Annotated in this window: 16 protein-coding genes and 1 pseudogene; 10 read left to right on the forward strand and 7 right to left on the reverse strand. The window is 66.4% G+C overall.

Going from position 1 to position 16,036, the window contains the following annotated elements; translation table 11 throughout:
* Nucleotides 1-12: 12 nt before the first annotated feature.
* The gene (locus tag AC5P5V_RS08860) at nucleotides 13-2,109 is read right to left on the reverse strand and encodes an autotransporter family protein (RefSeq protein WP_231352127.1); all 2,097 of its coding nucleotides are present in this window, start codon (nucleotides 2,107-2,109) and stop codon (nucleotides 13-15) included.
* On the opposite strand from AC5P5V_RS08860, the gene AC5P5V_RS08865 reads away from it, so the two are divergent.
* Nucleotides 2,110-2,292, forward strand: a complete 183-nt coding sequence (locus tag AC5P5V_RS08865) for a hypothetical protein (RefSeq protein ID WP_231352128.1) — start codon at nucleotides 2,110-2,112, stop codon at nucleotides 2,290-2,292.
* 209 nt (nucleotides 2,293-2,501) lie between these two features.
* Here the strand turns inward: AC5P5V_RS08865 and AC5P5V_RS08870 are convergent.
* The 3 genes and pseudogenes from AC5P5V_RS08870 to AC5P5V_RS08880 all read right to left on the reverse strand — a co-directional run.
* Nucleotides 2,502-2,634: pseudogene (locus AC5P5V_RS08870) on the reverse strand (autotransporter outer membrane beta-barrel domain-containing protein); the annotation flags it as partial.
* Nucleotides 2,607-2,795, reverse strand: coding sequence for a hypothetical protein (locus AC5P5V_RS08875; RefSeq protein ID WP_231352129.1), 189 nt, complete (start codon nucleotides 2,793-2,795; stop codon nucleotides 2,607-2,609). The gene AC5P5V_RS08875 and the pseudogene AC5P5V_RS08870, both read right to left, overlap by 28 nt.
* A gap of 32 nt (nucleotides 2,796-2,827) precedes the next feature.
* A complete protein-coding gene (locus AC5P5V_RS08880; protein WP_495215863.1) occupies nucleotides 2,828-3,199 on the reverse strand; it encodes a hypothetical protein in 372 nt (123 codons plus the stop codon).
* A gap of 289 nt (nucleotides 3,200-3,488) precedes the next feature.
* On the opposite strand from AC5P5V_RS08880, the gene AC5P5V_RS08885 reads away from it, so the two are divergent.
* Entirely contained in the window at nucleotides 3,489-4,877 is a 1,389-nt protein-coding gene (locus AC5P5V_RS08885; RefSeq protein WP_235643206.1) for a phosphatase PAP2 family protein, read from the forward strand.
* A 79-nt stretch (nucleotides 4,878-4,956) separates the two neighbouring features.
* Here AC5P5V_RS08885 and AC5P5V_RS08890 read toward each other — a convergent pair whose 3' ends face one another.
* The gene (locus AC5P5V_RS08890; RefSeq protein ID WP_032962681.1) at nucleotides 4,957-5,313 is read right to left on the reverse strand and encodes a hypothetical protein; all 357 of its coding nucleotides are present in this window, start codon (nucleotides 5,311-5,313) and stop codon (nucleotides 4,957-4,959) included.
* A gap of 458 nt (nucleotides 5,314-5,771) precedes the next feature.
* Entirely contained in the window at nucleotides 5,772-6,437 is a 666-nt protein-coding gene (locus tag AC5P5V_RS08895) for a TraX family protein (protein ID WP_134967822.1), read from the reverse strand.
* Nucleotides 6,438-6,551: 114 nt separating this feature from the next.
* Between AC5P5V_RS08895 and pip the strand changes: the two genes are divergently transcribed.
* The 8 genes from pip to AC5P5V_RS08935 all read left to right on the forward strand — a co-directional run bounded on the left by pip (nucleotide 6,552) and on the right by AC5P5V_RS08935 (nucleotide 14,779).
* Complete coding sequence (pip, locus tag AC5P5V_RS08900) at nucleotides 6,552-7,499, forward strand: prolyl aminopeptidase (protein ID WP_061480318.1); 948 nt, start codon at nucleotides 6,552-6,554, stop codon at nucleotides 7,497-7,499.
* Between the two features lie 320 nt (nucleotides 7,500-7,819).
* Nucleotides 7,820-8,119 (forward strand): EF-hand domain-containing protein, encoded by a 300-nt coding sequence (locus AC5P5V_RS08905; RefSeq protein WP_134967823.1) that lies wholly within the window; start codon nucleotides 7,820-7,822, stop codon nucleotides 8,117-8,119.
* A 293-nt stretch (nucleotides 8,120-8,412) separates the two neighbouring features.
* Nucleotides 8,413-8,712 (forward strand): hypothetical protein, encoded by a 300-nt coding sequence (locus AC5P5V_RS08910; RefSeq protein WP_049410891.1) that lies wholly within the window; start codon nucleotides 8,413-8,415, stop codon nucleotides 8,710-8,712.
* Between the two features lie 63 nt (nucleotides 8,713-8,775).
* A complete protein-coding gene (gene mgtA, locus AC5P5V_RS08915) occupies nucleotides 8,776-11,535 on the forward strand; it encodes a magnesium-translocating P-type ATPase (RefSeq protein WP_495215864.1) in 2,760 nt (919 codons plus the stop codon).
* Nucleotides 11,536-11,565: 30 nt separating this feature from the next.
* Entirely contained in the window at nucleotides 11,566-12,303 is a 738-nt protein-coding gene (locus tag AC5P5V_RS08920) for an MgtC/SapB family protein (protein WP_134967825.1), read from the forward strand.
* 238 nt (nucleotides 12,304-12,541) lie between these two features.
* Complete coding sequence (locus AC5P5V_RS08925; RefSeq protein ID WP_134967826.1) at nucleotides 12,542-13,597, forward strand: sensor histidine kinase; 1,056 nt, start codon at nucleotides 12,542-12,544, stop codon at nucleotides 13,595-13,597.
* Nucleotides 13,590-14,231, forward strand: a complete 642-nt coding sequence (locus AC5P5V_RS08930; protein WP_061480324.1) for a response regulator transcription factor — start codon at nucleotides 13,590-13,592, stop codon at nucleotides 14,229-14,231. The genes AC5P5V_RS08925 and AC5P5V_RS08930 overlap by 8 nt, the downstream gene beginning before the upstream one ends.
* A complete protein-coding gene (locus AC5P5V_RS08935; protein ID WP_134967827.1) occupies nucleotides 14,228-14,779 on the forward strand; it encodes a DUF1697 domain-containing protein in 552 nt (183 codons plus the stop codon). The genes AC5P5V_RS08930 and AC5P5V_RS08935 overlap by 4 nt, the downstream gene beginning before the upstream one ends.
* A 69-nt stretch (nucleotides 14,780-14,848) precedes the next feature.
* Here the strand turns inward: AC5P5V_RS08935 and AC5P5V_RS08940 are convergent, their stop codons facing one another.
* The gene (locus AC5P5V_RS08940; protein ID WP_134967828.1) at nucleotides 14,849-16,027 is read right to left on the reverse strand and encodes a low temperature requirement protein A; all 1,179 of its coding nucleotides are present in this window, start codon (nucleotides 16,025-16,027) and stop codon (nucleotides 14,849-14,851) included.
* Between the last annotated feature and the right edge of the window lie 9 nt (nucleotides 16,028-16,036).

A 16,036-nucleotide genomic window follows, 5' to 3' on the forward strand; every position in this document is an offset into this window, starting at 1 on the left:
ATGCAGGCTCACTTACCAGGCCATGCGCAAACCCACTTCGCCGCCCACGTTGCGATAGCCGCGGTCACCGCGCTGCACGCTCAGGCCGCCCCACGCCCCCCAGCGCTGGCCCAGCTTCAGCTCGGCACCGGCCTGCACTTCGTAGCGGTTGCGCGGCACGTCCGCCCCCAGTGTGTCACCGTTGAACTGCAACGTACTGGTGCCGCTGCCACGCAGCCAGTTCACGCCCAGGTACGGCTGCACGGTGTTGCCGGCGGCAGTGCCATGACCGAACACGCGCACGCCCAGGCGCCCGCTCAGGCCACCGGCATCGGCGTGGTCGATCACCGTGCCATTGCTCTCCAAGTGGCGATCGGCGCGGAAGTCAACATGACTCAGCTGCAGCTGCGGCTGCACATACAGTGCGCTTGCGGCACCCTGCCACACGTTGAAGGTGTAGCCGGTCTCCAGCGACGCACTGGCCATGCGCGAATCGTAGTGCTCCGGCGCCAGGCCGATGCCCTGCACCCGGTTGTCGAATCGGCCGTATTGCAGGGTCGCATCCACATACGCGCCTCGCGTGCCATCGGCCTCCTGCAACCAGGTGCCGTACACGCCCACCGCGCTGCCACGCACCCGACCCTTGGCACTGTAGCCAGTCAGATCAGACACTGCGCTGCTGTCGGCGCGACCACTGCCCAGCATCACCCCGGCAGCCGCGTTGCCACGCCGCAGCAGGTCAGTACCGATCTGCAGCACCGAGGTGTTGCCGTTGGCCAACAGCTGGCCACCCACCACGGTGAAGTTGGCCTGACCATGCCCGAACCGTGCCCAGGCATTGCGTGCATCACCTCCATCCAGGCTGCCCAGCCGATCACTCAGCCGGTGGCTGAACATGCCCAGCGCAGCGATTTGATTGGCCAGGTAGACACCGGCCTCCGGGCGCAGCACAGACGGCGGAGTGACCGGGTCAACCGGGTCAACCGGCTCGATCGGCGCACAGCCCGGCGCCAACGGATCGACCTGGCACGGATCGGGCGTCGTCGGCAATTCGGAACGCAGGAACCAGTTGCCTTCACCGCCGGCCACACCACCCTTGTGCAGGAAATACTCGTTGGTGCCGGCAACGGTACGCCCAGCAAGCGTATAGCTCGCATCCGACCTGCCATCGACCTGGATCACGGTGATGCCTTCAAGCGTCGCTGCACCCACACCGCCGACGTTGGACACGTAGACGCGCGCATCGCCATGGGTGTCACCCACCACATGCAGGCGATCCACGGCCGAGTCATCGCCTTCCAGCGCCCCACGGAAGTAGAGGTGCGCATCCTCCGTATGCAGATCACCCTCAACCGTCAGCGAGTTGAAGCGCGCTCCCTCGGAAAGATGCAGCGCACTGCTGCGGACATCAAGCGATCCGACACGCGAATCTCCACTCAACGCCCAGGTACTACCATTCTCCAGCCACAACGAACGCACGGCGTCCGAACGTCCCGTCCACGTTGACGCACCGGACAGCCGCACGTGCAGATCCGCCGCCGCGCCGACAGGGCTCGAGGTAACGCCCGGTGCCGAAACAATATCGCCGCGGATTTCCGAGCCTCCGCTCAGCACGACATCGACGCGTCCGGTAGCTGCTGGATCCCGGGATACCGCTGTGCCATTCCCGCCATACAGGAATGCGCCGTTGGACAGTTCAATACGGGTGTCGCCGCTACCTTCAATGCGCACTGCGCCATGCTTTTCACTGAAAACCACCGTGCCATCCAGCTGCAGCTGGCTGGCATCGCGCAGTACCGCGCCCCACGCGCCTGCCCCCAGAGCCATCACATCAGTGCGTTGCAACTGGACGTGGCTGCCTCCTGTGGCGACGATACCGTGTGCCGCATTTCCCGAGGTCTGCACTGTCGCCTGCGACAACGCGAGCTGCGCGTTGTCCAGGTCGACACCCCTTGCGGCGTCACCGCGGGTTTCAATGGCGATCTGCGTTCCATCGAACCCCGCCGCCACTGCCGCAATACCCGCCGCGTCATGACCCGTGGTCAGAATGCTGCTGGAGCGACCCAGGAACACGGCGCTGCCCGCTCCCTCCACGCGCACGCCGGCAGCTTTCTCACCCTGGGTTGACAAGTGGATGCCGTCGTCGCCCAAGATCATGCCGCCATTAAGTGCATGGAAGGCGTGCTGGGCAGGATCAGTGGTGACATAGTCACCCGCTGCAGGCATTTTGAAGTCCTCACCCGCGATGCTGCCATCAGCGACAACATGCTGTGCCATGGCCAGCGGGATGTGAAACAGGATGCCGGCCAATGAGGCGGCAAGGAGATGACGAGGTGGCGCCGAACGCATCAATGCTTCTACTTGTTGTGTATCCGGAGAAAAGGCGGATTTCAGAAGCGGCCACTGTGTCAGTTCACCCAGAGCATCTGAATACAACTTGTTTCAAAGTTGATCACGACAAACTATGGCGATCTACGCCATTCATTGTCAGCTACCGCTGATTCGTCGCACCCAGACAGACATCACCAGGCCATGCGCAAACCCACTTGGCCGCCCACGTTGCGATAGCCACGGTCACCGCGCTGCACGCTCAGGCCGCCCCACGGCCCCCCAGCGCTGGCCCAGCTTCAGCTCGGCGCCGGCCTGCACTTCGTAGGCGGTGTGGTCGTATTCGCCTTGGCGATAAGACCTGACGCGTCCGGCGAAATGTTGCCTGCGTACAGCCCCGTCGAAGCCTCGCCGGAGATCCGCAGGTGCGACCGGCCGATCCTTGCGCCGTCCACATGGTTGCTGGCCATCACCACGGCGTCGGACATCATCCCTCTAGTCTCGACCGGGCTGTCGTCCATCACCAGATAGCCATGGTGATGATGTCCATCTCCACGCCAGGCCAGCGATCGCGACTGCCGATCACGGTGGCGTCGTAGACCTCCAGCGACCGATCGAACCAGAGACCGTGTGCGGCAATCTCAACGCCGCACAGGTAGGACACCTCTACAGCCGGATCACCCGGATCTGCCGGGCGCGGAATGCTCGGGCAAGGCACGCCGGGAGGAGCGGCGGCCACCGATGCTGCGGGCAGAACCAGGGCCAGCACCAGTGCTGCCGCCAGAGGCTGTCGGGTGAGGTTGTTCATGGCGTCCAGGAATCGAAAAGTGTTAGGCCCGGAAACTTTCGCGCCGTACGCCACCGAATGCCATGCAACTTGCTGCAAATCCATCCGCACTACGAACGCTGCAGCCAGCTAAACAAGACACGCCCCATCGCGATTGTCTTTTCTCGCAGTACGCCCGCACAACGCGGTTGCTGTAGCGCTGAGCCATGCAAGGCTCCGTCTGGTCCGGTGAGCCGAGCGCGGGCACGGCTCGACGGATCGTCAGGCAATTCGCGAACGCCATCCACGCATGGCGTGGATCTACAAAAGTGCACTATCGGATTCGTACGAATCCGATAGTGCCCTTCCCGGCCGTACTCCACCATCGGCGTGACCCTCCCCACGCGGTGGTGCCATGCGCCTTCCAGCCTTTCCCTCGTTCACCACGTCGTTGCGACATGTGCTGCTCGCAACACTCCTGCTCGTACCCCCGCTGGCAACCGCCGCCTCGGTCTGCGTCATGCGCTCGGGTGAGCGCCTGCTGCTGGTGCAGGATGTCACCTCGCGCTGGCAGCTGCCTGGCGGAACGGCAGAACACGGTGAATTGCCGCAACAGACCGCCGCCCGCGAAGCGCTGGAAGAAGCTGGGTTTGCCGTCGCCACCACCGACCTGCTGGACGACAGGGCGGGTGTGCATGTGTTCGCCTGCCGTGCCCTCGAACCCGTCCAGGTGCACGGCAATGCGGTGAATGTGCTGGATGCGCCGCACCTCGGGCGGGAGATCATCCAGGCGCGCTGGGTCAGCCGTGACGAAGCCCGCCAGCTGCGCACGCGCTTCCCGCAGCAGCTGGAGCACGCGTATCAGCGCCTGCACGCAGTAGCCGAGAGTGAAGTACGCCCCGTCGCGCGCTTCGGGGCCGCCTCGGCCTTCCGCCAAGCGGAGCTGGATCGCGTGCACCGCACCCAGCAGTGGCCGGTGCGCGGGCTGGCGATGATCGGCAACGTCCTGGGCGAATTCTGGTTCTATCTGCTGGCAATGCCCGTGTTGTGGGTTGCGTTCGGCGCGCAGGCATCCCGCCTGATGCTGATGGCGTTGATGGTGGTCACGCTGGCCGTGCAGAGCATCAAGGTCTTCGCACCGGTGCCACGCCCCTTCAGCTTCGACGCCACGCTCAGCCCGGCCGGTGCCGCCGGCCCTTCCCTGCCCAGCGGGCACACCACCAGCGCCACCTGCTTCTTCGTGCTGGTCGCGCTGTGGTTGTTGGCACGCCAACACATCACCGGAAGGTTCAAACGCTCGGCAGTGCTGGGTATCGCGCTGCTGGCCGGGGTGATCGCCGGAATGGCCCGGGTCTGGCTGGGGGTTCACTATTGGAGCGATGTTGCTGCAGGGTTGCTGTTGGGTGGTGCGATCGCGGCTGGAATCCATGCGCTGGGGACATCGCTGGCACGCCACGAACACCCGGCGGTGCGCGAGCGGATCTGCTGGGCTGCCATTGCCTGCGTCAGCCTGGCCGTGGGTGTGGCCTGGCAGGCCATGCCGCTGCTATTGCCGTTCTGCGTAGCAGCCGCCTGCGCGGTACTGCCGCGTGCAACCCGGGAGCGAGCGTCGATGCGCTCGGCAGCATGGCTGCTGGCCGGCCTGCTGGTGCTGGGTGGCGTGTGCCTGCCGATGGCACAGCGCGCCGAACCGTTCGTGCTTGCGGCCGGCCTGCAGGCGCTGGTCTACGCGGGGCTGGGCGCGTGGGTGGCGTGGGGTGCCAGTGCGGCTGCCGCGTGGTGGCCGATGAGGCACCCGCGGTAGCGGCCACGCATGGCGCCCAGCCATGCTCGGCTGCGTTTTGTCCGGCTCTACATGAACGGCATCCACGCATGGCGTGGATCTACTCGGGATGCAGGCGGTAGATGGCGTGGCTGGTCAACGCCAGCGCGGCCAGCTTCAGACCTTCCATCACGCGATCGCCCACGTACTGTTCCGGGCCGCCATTCTGGCGGGCGCGTTCGGCCGCCAGCAGGATCTCCTGCACGATACGCAGCCCGGCCAGTGCACCGTCGGCGTCGGCCAACGCCAGGCACCGGCCCGGCAGCTGATGGCGCTCGGGCCAGGGCTGGCCGTCTGCAGCCGCGCCCAACCCGATGCGATGCAGCAGGGCCGTCAGGTTGTTGGGATCGGGCGGGATGTCGTGCCCCTCATCGGCATTGGCCGGGGCGCGCTGATGGGGAAACTCCGATGCGTTCATGGCAGGTCTCCGTGCAAGGCATGCGGGACCACCGCCCTTAACAAAGGCGGCGGACGGTACGTGTGTGGAAACCGGTAGCTAAGCGTCATTACCCGGTGGGTTCGCTTGCGCGCACCCCACGTACCGCCCGCCATGGAACGCGAACGGAATGCCAGCCGGCGCCGCGCAAGGCGACGCCGGCTGGCAAGCGTAAACAACGCATAGCTAAACGGGTTTCCACACCCGGCCACCCTTTTCCGGCGGCAATCCATCATGTGCACGGCGGGGTGGCAGGCGCCAACAACCCACGTGCAAAGACAGCAACGTTCACGCAGTGGCAGCATTGTCGCATATCGACAATCGAGCCGAAGATTCAACAACTTGCACCATGCCGATGGCGGCATGCTTCACCCGCATCGGCACCGCGCATTCCTTGACCGCATCCGGCATTCAAGACAGGCGACGCGCCAGTTGCGACATTACGCAAGCAGATAGGCAATCAACGCCAGCACCGCCAGATGTCCCACGTAGTACCCGTAGAACACCCACCGCCAGCGCGGCAGTGGCCAATTCACCCGCGCGGCCAGCAGCACCACCGGTATCGCCAGCAGCGCCCAGCCGTTGTGGTTCGCCCAGCACACCGCTGCGAGCCCGGCCAGCAACAGCCACCGCGCGCGATGCCGGAACGCGATCCAACCCACCAGCACGCAGCCGACACCCGCCCACTGGTAATCCACGAACATCGGCAGCACGCCGGCAGCCAGCAACAGCAGAACGGGCCGATGGTTCGCCAGCGCATGAACGGCCACGGCCGCCAGCGTGAAGGTAAGCAGGATGTTGAGCGGCAGCCAGGAACCAAACGCGAATGCGTGCACTGGCTGGGCGATCAGCCCCCAAAGCACGAGCCGGCGTATCGATTTGCGCAGGTCGGCCCCGGGCTGGGCCAGGTTGCAGGCCATCACCAGCGCGAACAGCGGGAAGGCAATACGCCCCAGTTCGCTGACCACCGGCACGTAGCCGCCGAAGGCCACCTTGGCCACGTGATCACCCGTCATGGCCAGCAGTGCGACCCACTTCAGCAGCTCGCGCGCGCCGCTGCCAAGGGTGAAGTTGAAGGTTGACGTCCCTGTCGTGGTCGCTTGCATCGCGGAAGCTTATGCGCATCGGCCAGCCCATTTCCAGCGCCGCGCAGGAGCCCGTCGCTGCAGCCCGCAGGTGGCGGCGCTATGCTGGCCGCCCCTGCTTGTGAGACACCCGCCATGCGCACCCTGTACCCCGCCATCGAACCCTACCGCGAGTTCACCCTGAAGGTGAGCGATCTGCACACGCTGCATGTCGAAGAGTGCGGCACACCGGGCGGCATTCCGGTGGTGTACCTGCACGGCGGCCCAGGCGCGGGCATTTCACCCACCCATCGCCGCTTCTTCGATCCGGCACGCTACCGCATCGTGTTGATCGACCAGCGCGGCAGTGGCCGTTCCACGCCGTTCGGCGAGCTGCGCCACAACACCACGCAGGACCTGGTGGCCGACATCGAGAAAGTGCGTGAGCACCTGGGCATCGAGCGTTGGCTGGTCTATGGCGGCTCCTGGGGGTCGACCCTGTCACTGGCCTACGCACAAGCGCATCCCGAGCGCGCCACCGGCCTGATCGTGCGCGGCGTATTCCTCGGACGCGAAATGGAGAATCGCTGGTTCGCCGAGGCCGATGGCGGTGCGCGCTGGATCTTTCCGGAGCGCTGGGACCGCTACGAGGCCTACATCCCGGAAGCCGAGCGCGGCGACATGATTGCGGCCTACTGGAGCCGCATGGACGGCCCGGATGAGGCGACCCGCATCGAGGCCGCGCAGGCCTGGCTGGGCTGGGAAGACAACGCGGCAACCCTGCAGCACGACGTCGACGCCCAATCCACTGATGATCCGCTGGATACCTTGGCCAAGGCCCGCATCGAGGCGCACTACTTCCGCAACGGCATCTTCCTGGAACCCGACCAGCTGCTGCGCGATATCGATCGCATCCGTCACCTGCCGGGCGTGATCGTGCAGGGGCGCTACGACATCATCTGCCCACCGCGCAGTGCGTGGGACCTGGCCCAGGCCTGGCCGGAAGCGCGGCTGGAGATGGTGACCTCCGGCCACAGTGCCAACGAGCCGGCCACGGTGGATGCGCTGGTGCGAGCCACGGACGCCTTTGCAGACCGCTTCTGAAGCAGACGGGAGTGCCTGCCGCTGGCCGGCTTCCTGCCGTTCGAGGGTAGAGTGGACTGTTAGTCGACTGCTCTTGGCAGGAAGCTGAAGGCCCCGCGCTGCGCGCGATAGTCGACCAGCACACGACGCTACCGAGCCATCTCCGTCGAGCCACCTCCCCCAAGGCGTCCGCGCACAGTCGCTGCTGCGCGGCCCGGTGAATGGCGGCCCACCGGCAATGGTCGACGGACCCCATTCTTCGCAGCCCACTTACAGGCCCGCGCAGAAGATCCTGCCGTGACCACCGCACCGGTCGTCCGCCTTTTCTTCAGGAGCACGCCATGATCGCTTGTCGCTACCTTCCCATTGCACTCTCGCTTTGTGCGGCCCTGCTGCTGGGCGCCTGTTCCAGAACCCAGGAGGCGAGCAGGGCCACCGCCGCCGAAGACGTCACCGAAGTGAAGCTGATACCGCCCTATGACTCGCTTGACAAGGACAAGGACGGCATCGTCACCCTGGCGGAAGTCGATGCGGTGGCGCCGGACTGGGCCGAACGCCTGCATGCCTGCGATACCGACCGCAACAAGACGCTGAGCCATGGCGAGTACGACGTGTGCAAGCAGACCAGCGCTCCGCATTGATCCATCACTGAACCCTCGATTGGCGCTGTGCATGCCCGGCTATACCAAGGTATAGCCGGGCTAACCCACCGGCCTCTAGGCCTGCCCCGTTCAGGGGCGGACAATATCGCCACTGGCCAGGGCAATCCTGGCCGGCCCCCTCCCCTCATGGAGACGCAGATGGACCCCGACCCTTCCGGGCGCACCGCGACCCGTATGCCTGATTGCTGCCTGTTCCTGGCGCCTGCCCGCCGGTCCCTGCCTGCTTGAGTGACGGGGGGCCGCCAGGCGCCGCCTGCCTGGAGATCACCCCCATGTCCTACAAGATCCTTTACATCACGCTGCGCCGCCTGATCGGCGAGCGCGATGTCGCCGCGCTGCGCAGCCAGCTGCTGCAACACGGCCCCGTGATGTTCGCCCGTTCGCTGTCGCTCGGTTCGCCACGCGTGGTGGCCGACGCGCTGTCGCTGCTGCCGATCAGCGAACGCATCAACGTGCTGCGGCACCTGCCCTATCCCCTGCGCGACGCGATGAAGCCACTGTGCATCGGTGGCAGCCAGCGCCTGCGCATGCAGCCGTGGTCGCCGGCGGTGCTGGCCATGCGCCACGCCTGATCTGTCTCACCCATTCCGTTCGTGTTCCGGCTGCGGCCGGCTCTGACATTCGAGGAGCGTCCCATGAGCCTGCTCAACGCCTGGTTCAACGCCTTCCTGCGCAGCCGCCGCGCAGGCAACCTGTTCCGCCGCCGTGCGATGCCCGAAGCCGGCTTCGGCCCTGGCAGCGCCGAGGCCGCGCCGTTCGCGCTCACCACCGGCCTGGTCACCCTCGCCCAGCAGGACGAAGCCGAGCTGCTGACCACGCTGGAATCACATGCCGATGGCCTCAGCCCGCATGAGGCCGAGGAGCGACTGGCCACGCTCGGCCCCAACGAGGTGGATCACGAGAAGCCGCTGCCGTGGTGGCGCCACCTGTGGCAGTGCTACCGCAATCCGTTCAACCTGCTGCTGACCGTGCTGGCGGCGGTGTCCTGGCTGACCGAGGACATCAAGGCGACGATCGTCATCGGTGCGATGGTGCTGCTGTCCACGCTGATCCGCTTCGTGCAGGAGGGTCGCTCGAACCGTGCTGCCGAGCGGCTGAAGGCACTGGTCGGCAACACTGCGCGCGTTCTGCGCCGCAATCCCGGCACCGAGGCTGCGGATGTGGCCGACCAGTACTTCGGCGCGCACCTGCACAGCCGCCGCCCGGCACGCCTGCTGGACCTGCCTATCCGCGAACTGGTACCCGGCGACCACATTGTGCTGTCGGCAGGCGACATGATTCCGGCCGATTGCCGCGTGCTGACCGCCAAGGACCTGTTCGTGGCGCAGGCAGCGATGACCGGCGAATCGCTGCCGGTGGAGAAGTTCGCGCACCCGGGCGATGGCCTGGCCGGCCTGCTGGAACAGCACAACCTGCTGTTCATGGGTACCAACGTGGTGTCCGGTACGGCCACCGCCATCGTGCTGGCCACGGGCAACCGCACCTACTTCGGCACGCTGGCCCAGCGCAGCACCGCCACCGACCGTGCGCCCACCGCGTTCCAGGCCGGCGTCAACAGTGTCAGCTGGCTGCTGATCCGCTTCGCGCTGGTGATGGTGCCATTCGTGCTGCTGATCAACGGCTGGACCAAGGGCGACTGGACCGAGGCGTTCCTGTTCGCGCTGTCGGTGGCGGTGGGCCTGACGCCGGAAATGCTGCCGATGATCGTCACTTCCACCCTGGCCAAGGGCGCGGTGCTGCTGTCGCGGCGCAAGGTGATCGTCAAGCGCCTGGATGCCATCCAGAACTTCGGCGCGATGGAAGTGCTGTGCACCGACAAGACCGGCACGCTCACCCAGGACAGGATCGCGCTGGAGCGCCACACCGATGTGTTCGGCCAGGATTCGGAAGACGTACTGAAGTTCGCTTACCTCAACAGTCACTTCCAGACCGGCCTGATCAACCTGCTCGACCGCGCGGTGCTGGAGCACGTGGAGCTGCAGAGTTCGTTGCGGCTGTCGCAGGACTACCACAAGGTGGATGAGATCCCGTTCGACTTCGAGCGCCGCCGCATGTCGGTGGTGGTCTCCGAGCGCGAGGACCACCATGAGCTGATCTGCAAGGGAGCCGTGGAAGAGATGCTGGCGGTGTGCAGCACCGTGCGCGAGAACGGCCAGGACATGCCACTGGACGAGCGCCGCCTGGCGCGGGTGCGGCAGACCACCGAGGAACTGAACGAACAGGGCCTGCGCGTGGTGGCGGTGGCGATGAAGGAGACCGCAGCCAGCCAGACCACCTACTCGCAGGCGGACGAGTGCGGGTTGACCCTGGTCGGCTACGTGGCCTTCCTGGACCCGCCGAAGGAATCGGCCGCGCAGGCGCTGCAGGCGCTGGCCGCACACGGCGTCGAGGTCAAGGTCTTCACTGGCGACAACGAACTGGTGACCGCCCGTGTGTGCGCACAGGTGGGACTGGATGCCGACACCATCCTGACCGGGCCGCAGATCGAGCGCATGGACGACGGCGCGCTGTCGCGGGCGCTGCACCACCATCGCGTGTTCGCGCGGCTGACGCCGCTGCACAAGGAGCGCCTGGTGCGCGAACTGCGCGCACAGGGCAAGGTGGTCGGCTTCCTCGGCGACGGCATCAACGATGCACCGGCGCTGCGCGCGGCCGATATCGGCATCAGCGTGGACAGTGCGGTGGACATCGCCAAGGAGGCCGCCGACATCATCCTGCTGGAGAAGAACCTGATGGTGCTGGAGGAAGGCGTCATCCAGGGCCGGCGCACGTTCAACAACATGCTGAAGTACATCCGCATGACCGCCAGCTCCAACTTCGGCAATGTGTTCTCGGTGCTGGTGGCCTCCGCGTTCCTGCCGTTCCTGCCGATGCTGCCGCTGCAGCTGCTGGTGCAGAACCTGCTGTACGACATCTCGCAGATCGCCATTCCGTTCGACAACGTGGACGAGGAGCTGGTGCGCAGGCCGCTGAAGTGGAACCCGGCGGACATCGGCCGCTTCATGGTGTTCTTCGGGCCGATCAGCTCGATCTTCGACCTGACCTGCTTCGCGCTGATGTGGTACGTGTTCGATGCACGCACGCCGGCCGACCAGGGTCTGTTCCAGTCCGGTTGGTTCGTGGTCGGCCTGCTGACCCAGACCCTGATCGTGCACATGATCCGCACGCCGAAGGTGCCGTTCCTGCAGAGCATCGCCGCGCCGCCACTGCTGCTGGTGACCGGCCTGATCATGGCGATTGGCGTGGCCCTGCCGATGAGCCCGCTGGCCGGCTACTTCAAGCTGCAGGCGCTGCCGGCCGGCTACTGGCCTTTCCTGGTGGCCATCCTGTTCGGCTACGCGGTGCTGACCACTGCGCTGAAGCGGTTCTACATCCGTCGTTACGGCTGGCAGTAAGCGCCCGCCGCTTGTCCAGGGAGAAACACAATGGACATCAATCCGAACCTGCCGGCGTTCAACGCCGGCGCCACGCTCAGCTCGCTGATCAGCCTGTCGGTGGCGTTCGTGCTGGGCACGATCATCGGCCTGGAACGGCAGCTGCGGCAACGCACCGCCGGCCTGCGTACCAACACGCTGGTGGCGGTGGGTGCGGCGGTGTTCGTCGATCTGGCGGTGCGCTTCCATGACCTGTACGGCGGCCCACCGTCACCGCTGCATGTGGTGGCCTATGTGATCTCCGGCGTCGGCTTCCTTGGTGCCGGCGCGATCATGAAGGACGGCGCGCAGGTGTCCGGCCTGAACACCGCCGCCACCCTGTGGGGATCGGCGGCGGTGGGAGCATGTGCCGGTATCAAGCTGCTGCCCGAAGCAGTGCTCGCCGCGGTGTTCGTGCTGGCCGCCAACACCCTGCTGCGGCCGGTGGTGAACCGCATCCATCGGCAGCCGCTGCCGGAAGCGTTCAGCGAGGCAACCTATGCGATCAACGTGGTCTGCCAGCGCGAGCAGCAGGCCGAGGTACTGGACCAGCTGTTGCTGCTGCTTGAACAGGCGCAGTACCCGGTGCGCGCGGTCGACCAGCGCCCGTTTGGCGAGCGCGACGTGGAGATCGAAGCGGTGCTGTATGCCACCACCGTCGATGCCGGCGAACTCGATGCGGTATTGGCCACGCTGGCGACCACGCCCGGCGTCCTGCAGGGGTTCTGGAACGCCGGCCTGGAGGAGTAGTGGCGGCCGCTGGCCGACGACCTGATGATCTCCGGACGCCCCGTGCATCGCCTCGGCATGCCCACCACTGCGGTAGTGCCGGCCGCTGGCCGGCAACCTCATGATCTCCGGAAGCACCCTGCAGATGCCGGCCAGCGGCCGGCACTACCAGGCATCGCTTTGACCGGTGCCGAACAGGGTCGGCATCCACCGATGGCGGCTTTGCTATCCTTTCCGCCCACGCCAGGGAGCTTCCCCGATGCCATCGCTGTCGCCCCGCCGCCCACTGGTGCTGCTGGTCCTGATCGTCGTGATGGCGGCGATCTTCCTGATCGACACCGTCACCGATTACGCGGTTGCCGCTGCCTGCTTCTACGCGGCGGTCATTCTGGCCGCATCGCGCGTGCTGGGCGCACGCGGGTTGATCACGCTTGCCCTGGCCTGCATCGCGCTGACCGGGGTGAGCTTCTTCCTGACCCGCTTCGGCACCTACCGCATCGGCCTGGTCAATTCGGTCATCGGCATGCTGGTGATCGGCATCACAACCTACCTTGCCCTGAACATGGAAGCGGCCAAGGCCGCCGTGCAGGAAGCACAGGGCCGCCTGCTGCGGGTAGCGCGCGCCTCCACCGTGGGCGAGCTCACCACCTCCATCGCGCATGAAGTGAACCAGCCGCTGGCGGCCATCGCCAGCAGCGCCGAAGCCTGCCAGCGTTGGCTCGCGCAGGACCCACCGAACGTGGACAAGGCCCGCCAGACCGTGGCCCGCATCCTCGCCGATGCACACCGCGCAGGCGACGTGATCGCCCGCATCCGTGGCCTGACCCAGGGCGCGGCACCGCAGCGACGCGCCTTCGATCTGAACCAGGCGGTGGAGGAAATGCTGGCGCTGTCGCGCAGCGAGCTGGACCGGCATGGCGTGGCCGTGGCGCTGCTGCTGGACGCCGAGCTGCCACCGGTGCAGGCCGACCGCGTGCAGGTACAGCAGGTGATCGGCAACCTGATCCTCAATGCGGTGGACGCGATGGAGACCGTGCCCACCGCCGACCGCCGCTTGTCCCTGCTGACCCGGCGCGACGGCCAGCGGGTCAGCCTCAGTGTGCGTGACCGCGGCGTCGGCCTGCCCGCCGACCATCCCGAACGCGTCTTCGATGCCTTCTGGACCACCAAGTCGCACGGTCTGGGGCTGGGTCTCAGCCTGAGCCGCTCGATGATCGAAGCCAACGACGGCCAGATCCGTGCCGAACGACCGGCAGGCGGCGGTGCCTGCTTTGTGTTCGACCTGCCCATTGCCACGGACGCCCACCATGCGTAAGCCGACTGCCGCCAACCCCGATCCGGCACCCATCGTCTATGTGGTCGACGACGATCCGTCGGTGCGCGCGGCACTGGAAGACCTGCTGGCCTCGATGGGCCTGCAGGTGCGGGCCTTCGCCTCCACCCAGGCCTTCCTCGAACACGCGCTGGAAGACGCACCGGCATGTCTCGTGCTGGACGTGCGCATGCCCGGCCAGAGCGGTCTTGAATTCCATCGCACGATGGGCAACCACGGCCTGCAGCTTCCGGTGGTGTTCATCACCGGCCACGGCGACATCGCGATGGGCGTCAACGCGATCAAGGACGGCGCCATCGAATTCCTCACCAAGCCCTTCCGTGACCAGGAACTGCTTGATGCCATCCACAAGGGCATCGAGATCGACCGCCAGCGCCGCCGCGAGGACGAGGCGCTCGGCGCGCTACAGCTGCGTTGGCACACCCTCAATGCCGGCGAGCGCGAGGTGGTCGATGGCGTGGTGCGCGGCCGCCTCAACAAGCAGATTGCCGGCGATCTGGGCGTCAGCGAGATCACGGTGAAGGTGCGCCGTGCGCAGGTGATGCGCAAGATGGGCGCACGCACCCTGGTTGACCTGGTGCGCATGTACGACCGCCTGCAGGCGGGTACGCCATGAACGTCCACGTCGCGCTGCTGCGCGCGGTCAACGTCGGCGGCACCGGCAAGCTGCCGATGCGCGAACTGGTGGCAATGTGCGAGGACGCAGGCTTCGCCGATGTCCGCACGTACATCGCCAGCGGCAACGTGGTGTTGCGCAGCTCGCTCGACGAAACAGGCGTGCGCCAGGCCCTCGGCCAGCGGCTCCAGGCCTATGCCGGCAAGCCGGTGGGCGTGCTGGTGCGCTCGGCCAACGAGATTGCCGGTGTGGTGGCACGCAACCCGTTTGCGCAGGCGGCCGGCAACCGTGTGGTCGCCCTGTTCCTCGACGGCAGCCTGCCTGCCGATCCGCTGGACGGCGTGACCGGCCGGCGCGACGAACAGCTTGCACTCGGCACGCGCGAGATCTTCATCCACTACGGTGCCGGCATGGCCGACTCGCGCTTGCGGGTGCCCTATGCCCAGCACGGCACCGCCCGCAATATGAACACAATCGGCAAGCTTGCAGTGATGGCCGCAGCGCTTACCTGGCCTGCCAGCAATCCGCGTGCTGGCCGGAGGCGGTAGCGTCGACCCTCAGGCACTGCGCCGCGCTCGCGCTCCGTGAAGGCTGAAGCAGTGGGCGGACCCAACGGATCACGCCCGCAGCAAGCGGCGCTTCAATCGCGTATCCAGCAGCCCCACGCCCAGCAGCACCAGGCTGGTCAGCCATCCGGCGGCCAGCAGGTGCACGTGCGGTAGCATCAGCCCCAGCCCCAGCACCAGCAGCGCCACCGCGCCCAGCAGATGCGAGCGCGGCGCGTGCCCATAGACCACGCGTTTGTACAGGGCACTGCCCAGCAGATAGATCAGCGGGCCTGCCACCATCACGCTGGCGTAAACCTTGGTGGCGGCCACCCCCGGATGGTCCATGACCAGATCATTGCCCACCGCCGTGGCGATGATGCCGGCGATCAGCAATGCATGCACGTAGTGGAAGTTGGCGCCCATCCTTCCGGGGTCTTCGGCGTGGGTGATGGCCTCAGTGGCATCGTGGCTGGAGATGCCGAAGTACAGCCACCACATGGCAATCGTGCCGGCGAAGGTGGCCAGCACCGCTGAAACCACTTCCAGGCTCCAATGCTCGACGTTGCTGAGCACGCCACCGGTGGCCAGCATCGTCTCACCCAGCGCGACGATGACGAACAGCTGGCAGCGTTCGGCCAGGTGCCCCCCTTCGATGGTCCAGTCGCGGGTGTGCGAACGACCCATGCCCGGGAAGGCGAAGCCGAACATCGGCGAGATGTATTCGCAGGCAACTGCCACCGCCCACAGTGCCAGCCGCAGATTGCCCTCGGCCACTGCGCCGGCCAGCCAGAAGCAGGCCGAGACGCTGACCCAGGCCAGCATGCGACGGAAGTTAGGCGCCAACGGATGGTTGCGGCCGACCTCGAACAGCACGAACGCGGTGCGTCCGACCTGCATCGTGGCGTACGCTCCGGCGAAGATCCACGCACGCTCGGCAAACGCCTCGGGGATGGACGAGGACATCAACAACGCCAACAGCATTGTGGTGAACAGCAAGCCGCGGATGCGCGGCGCCTGCGGGTCGAACCAGTTGCTGACCCAGCACGCGTACTGCCAGCCGAGCCAGACTGCGAACCACAGCACCAGGGTCTGCAGCACGCCAGCCAGGTCCAGGTGGTGCAACAGGTGGTGACTGAGCTGGGTGACCGCAAATACGTAGACCAGATCGAAGAACAGTTCTTCGTAGGTCACGCGGGCATGGTGACCATCTCGGTGGCGCAGCGCGGGCAGGCGCGGTCGGGTACGCATGCAACGCCT

It is taken from the genome of Stenotrophomonas sp. YJH_SMC_130, from assembly GCF_059369035.1.

Excerpts from the sequence above, each read along its gene's own strand:
- AC5P5V_RS08875 (WP_231352129.1), bottom strand. The coding sequence starts at position 2,795 with ATGTCCGACGCCGTGGTGATGGCCAGCAACCATGTGGACGGCGCAAGG.
- AC5P5V_RS08880 (WP_495215863.1), bottom strand. The coding sequence starts at position 3,199 with ATGGATTTGCAGCAAGTTGCATGGCATTCGGTGGCGTACGGCGCGAAA.
- AC5P5V_RS08885 (WP_235643206.1), top strand. The coding sequence starts at position 3,489 with ATGCGCCTTCCAGCCTTTCCCTCGTTCACCACGTCGTTGCGACATGTG.
- AC5P5V_RS08890 (WP_032962681.1), bottom strand. The coding sequence starts at position 5,313 with ATGAACGCATCGGAGTTTCCCCATCAGCGCGCCCCGGCCAATGCCGAT.
- AC5P5V_RS08895 (WP_134967822.1), bottom strand. The coding sequence starts at position 6,437 with ATGCAAGCGACCACGACAGGGACGTCAACCTTCAACTTCACCCTTGGC.
- pip (WP_061480318.1), top strand. The coding sequence starts at position 6,552 with ATGCGCACCCTGTACCCCGCCATCGAACCCTACCGCGAGTTCACCCTG.
- AC5P5V_RS08905 (WP_134967823.1), top strand. The coding sequence starts at position 7,820 with ATGATCGCTTGTCGCTACCTTCCCATTGCACTCTCGCTTTGTGCGGCC.
- AC5P5V_RS08910 (WP_049410891.1), top strand. The coding sequence starts at position 8,413 with ATGTCCTACAAGATCCTTTACATCACGCTGCGCCGCCTGATCGGCGAG.
- mgtA (WP_495215864.1), top strand. The coding sequence starts at position 8,776 with ATGAGCCTGCTCAACGCCTGGTTCAACGCCTTCCTGCGCAGCCGCCGC.
- AC5P5V_RS08920 (WP_134967825.1), top strand. The coding sequence starts at position 11,566 with ATGGACATCAATCCGAACCTGCCGGCGTTCAACGCCGGCGCCACGCTC.
- AC5P5V_RS08925 (WP_134967826.1), top strand. The coding sequence starts at position 12,542 with ATGCCATCGCTGTCGCCCCGCCGCCCACTGGTGCTGCTGGTCCTGATC.
- AC5P5V_RS08930 (WP_061480324.1), top strand. The coding sequence starts at position 13,590 with ATGCGTAAGCCGACTGCCGCCAACCCCGATCCGGCACCCATCGTCTAT.
- AC5P5V_RS08935 (WP_134967827.1), top strand. The coding sequence starts at position 14,228 with ATGAACGTCCACGTCGCGCTGCTGCGCGCGGTCAACGTCGGCGGCACC.
- AC5P5V_RS08940 (WP_134967828.1), bottom strand. The coding sequence starts at position 16,027 with ATGCGTACCCGACCGCGCCTGCCCGCGCTGCGCCACCGAGATGGTCAC.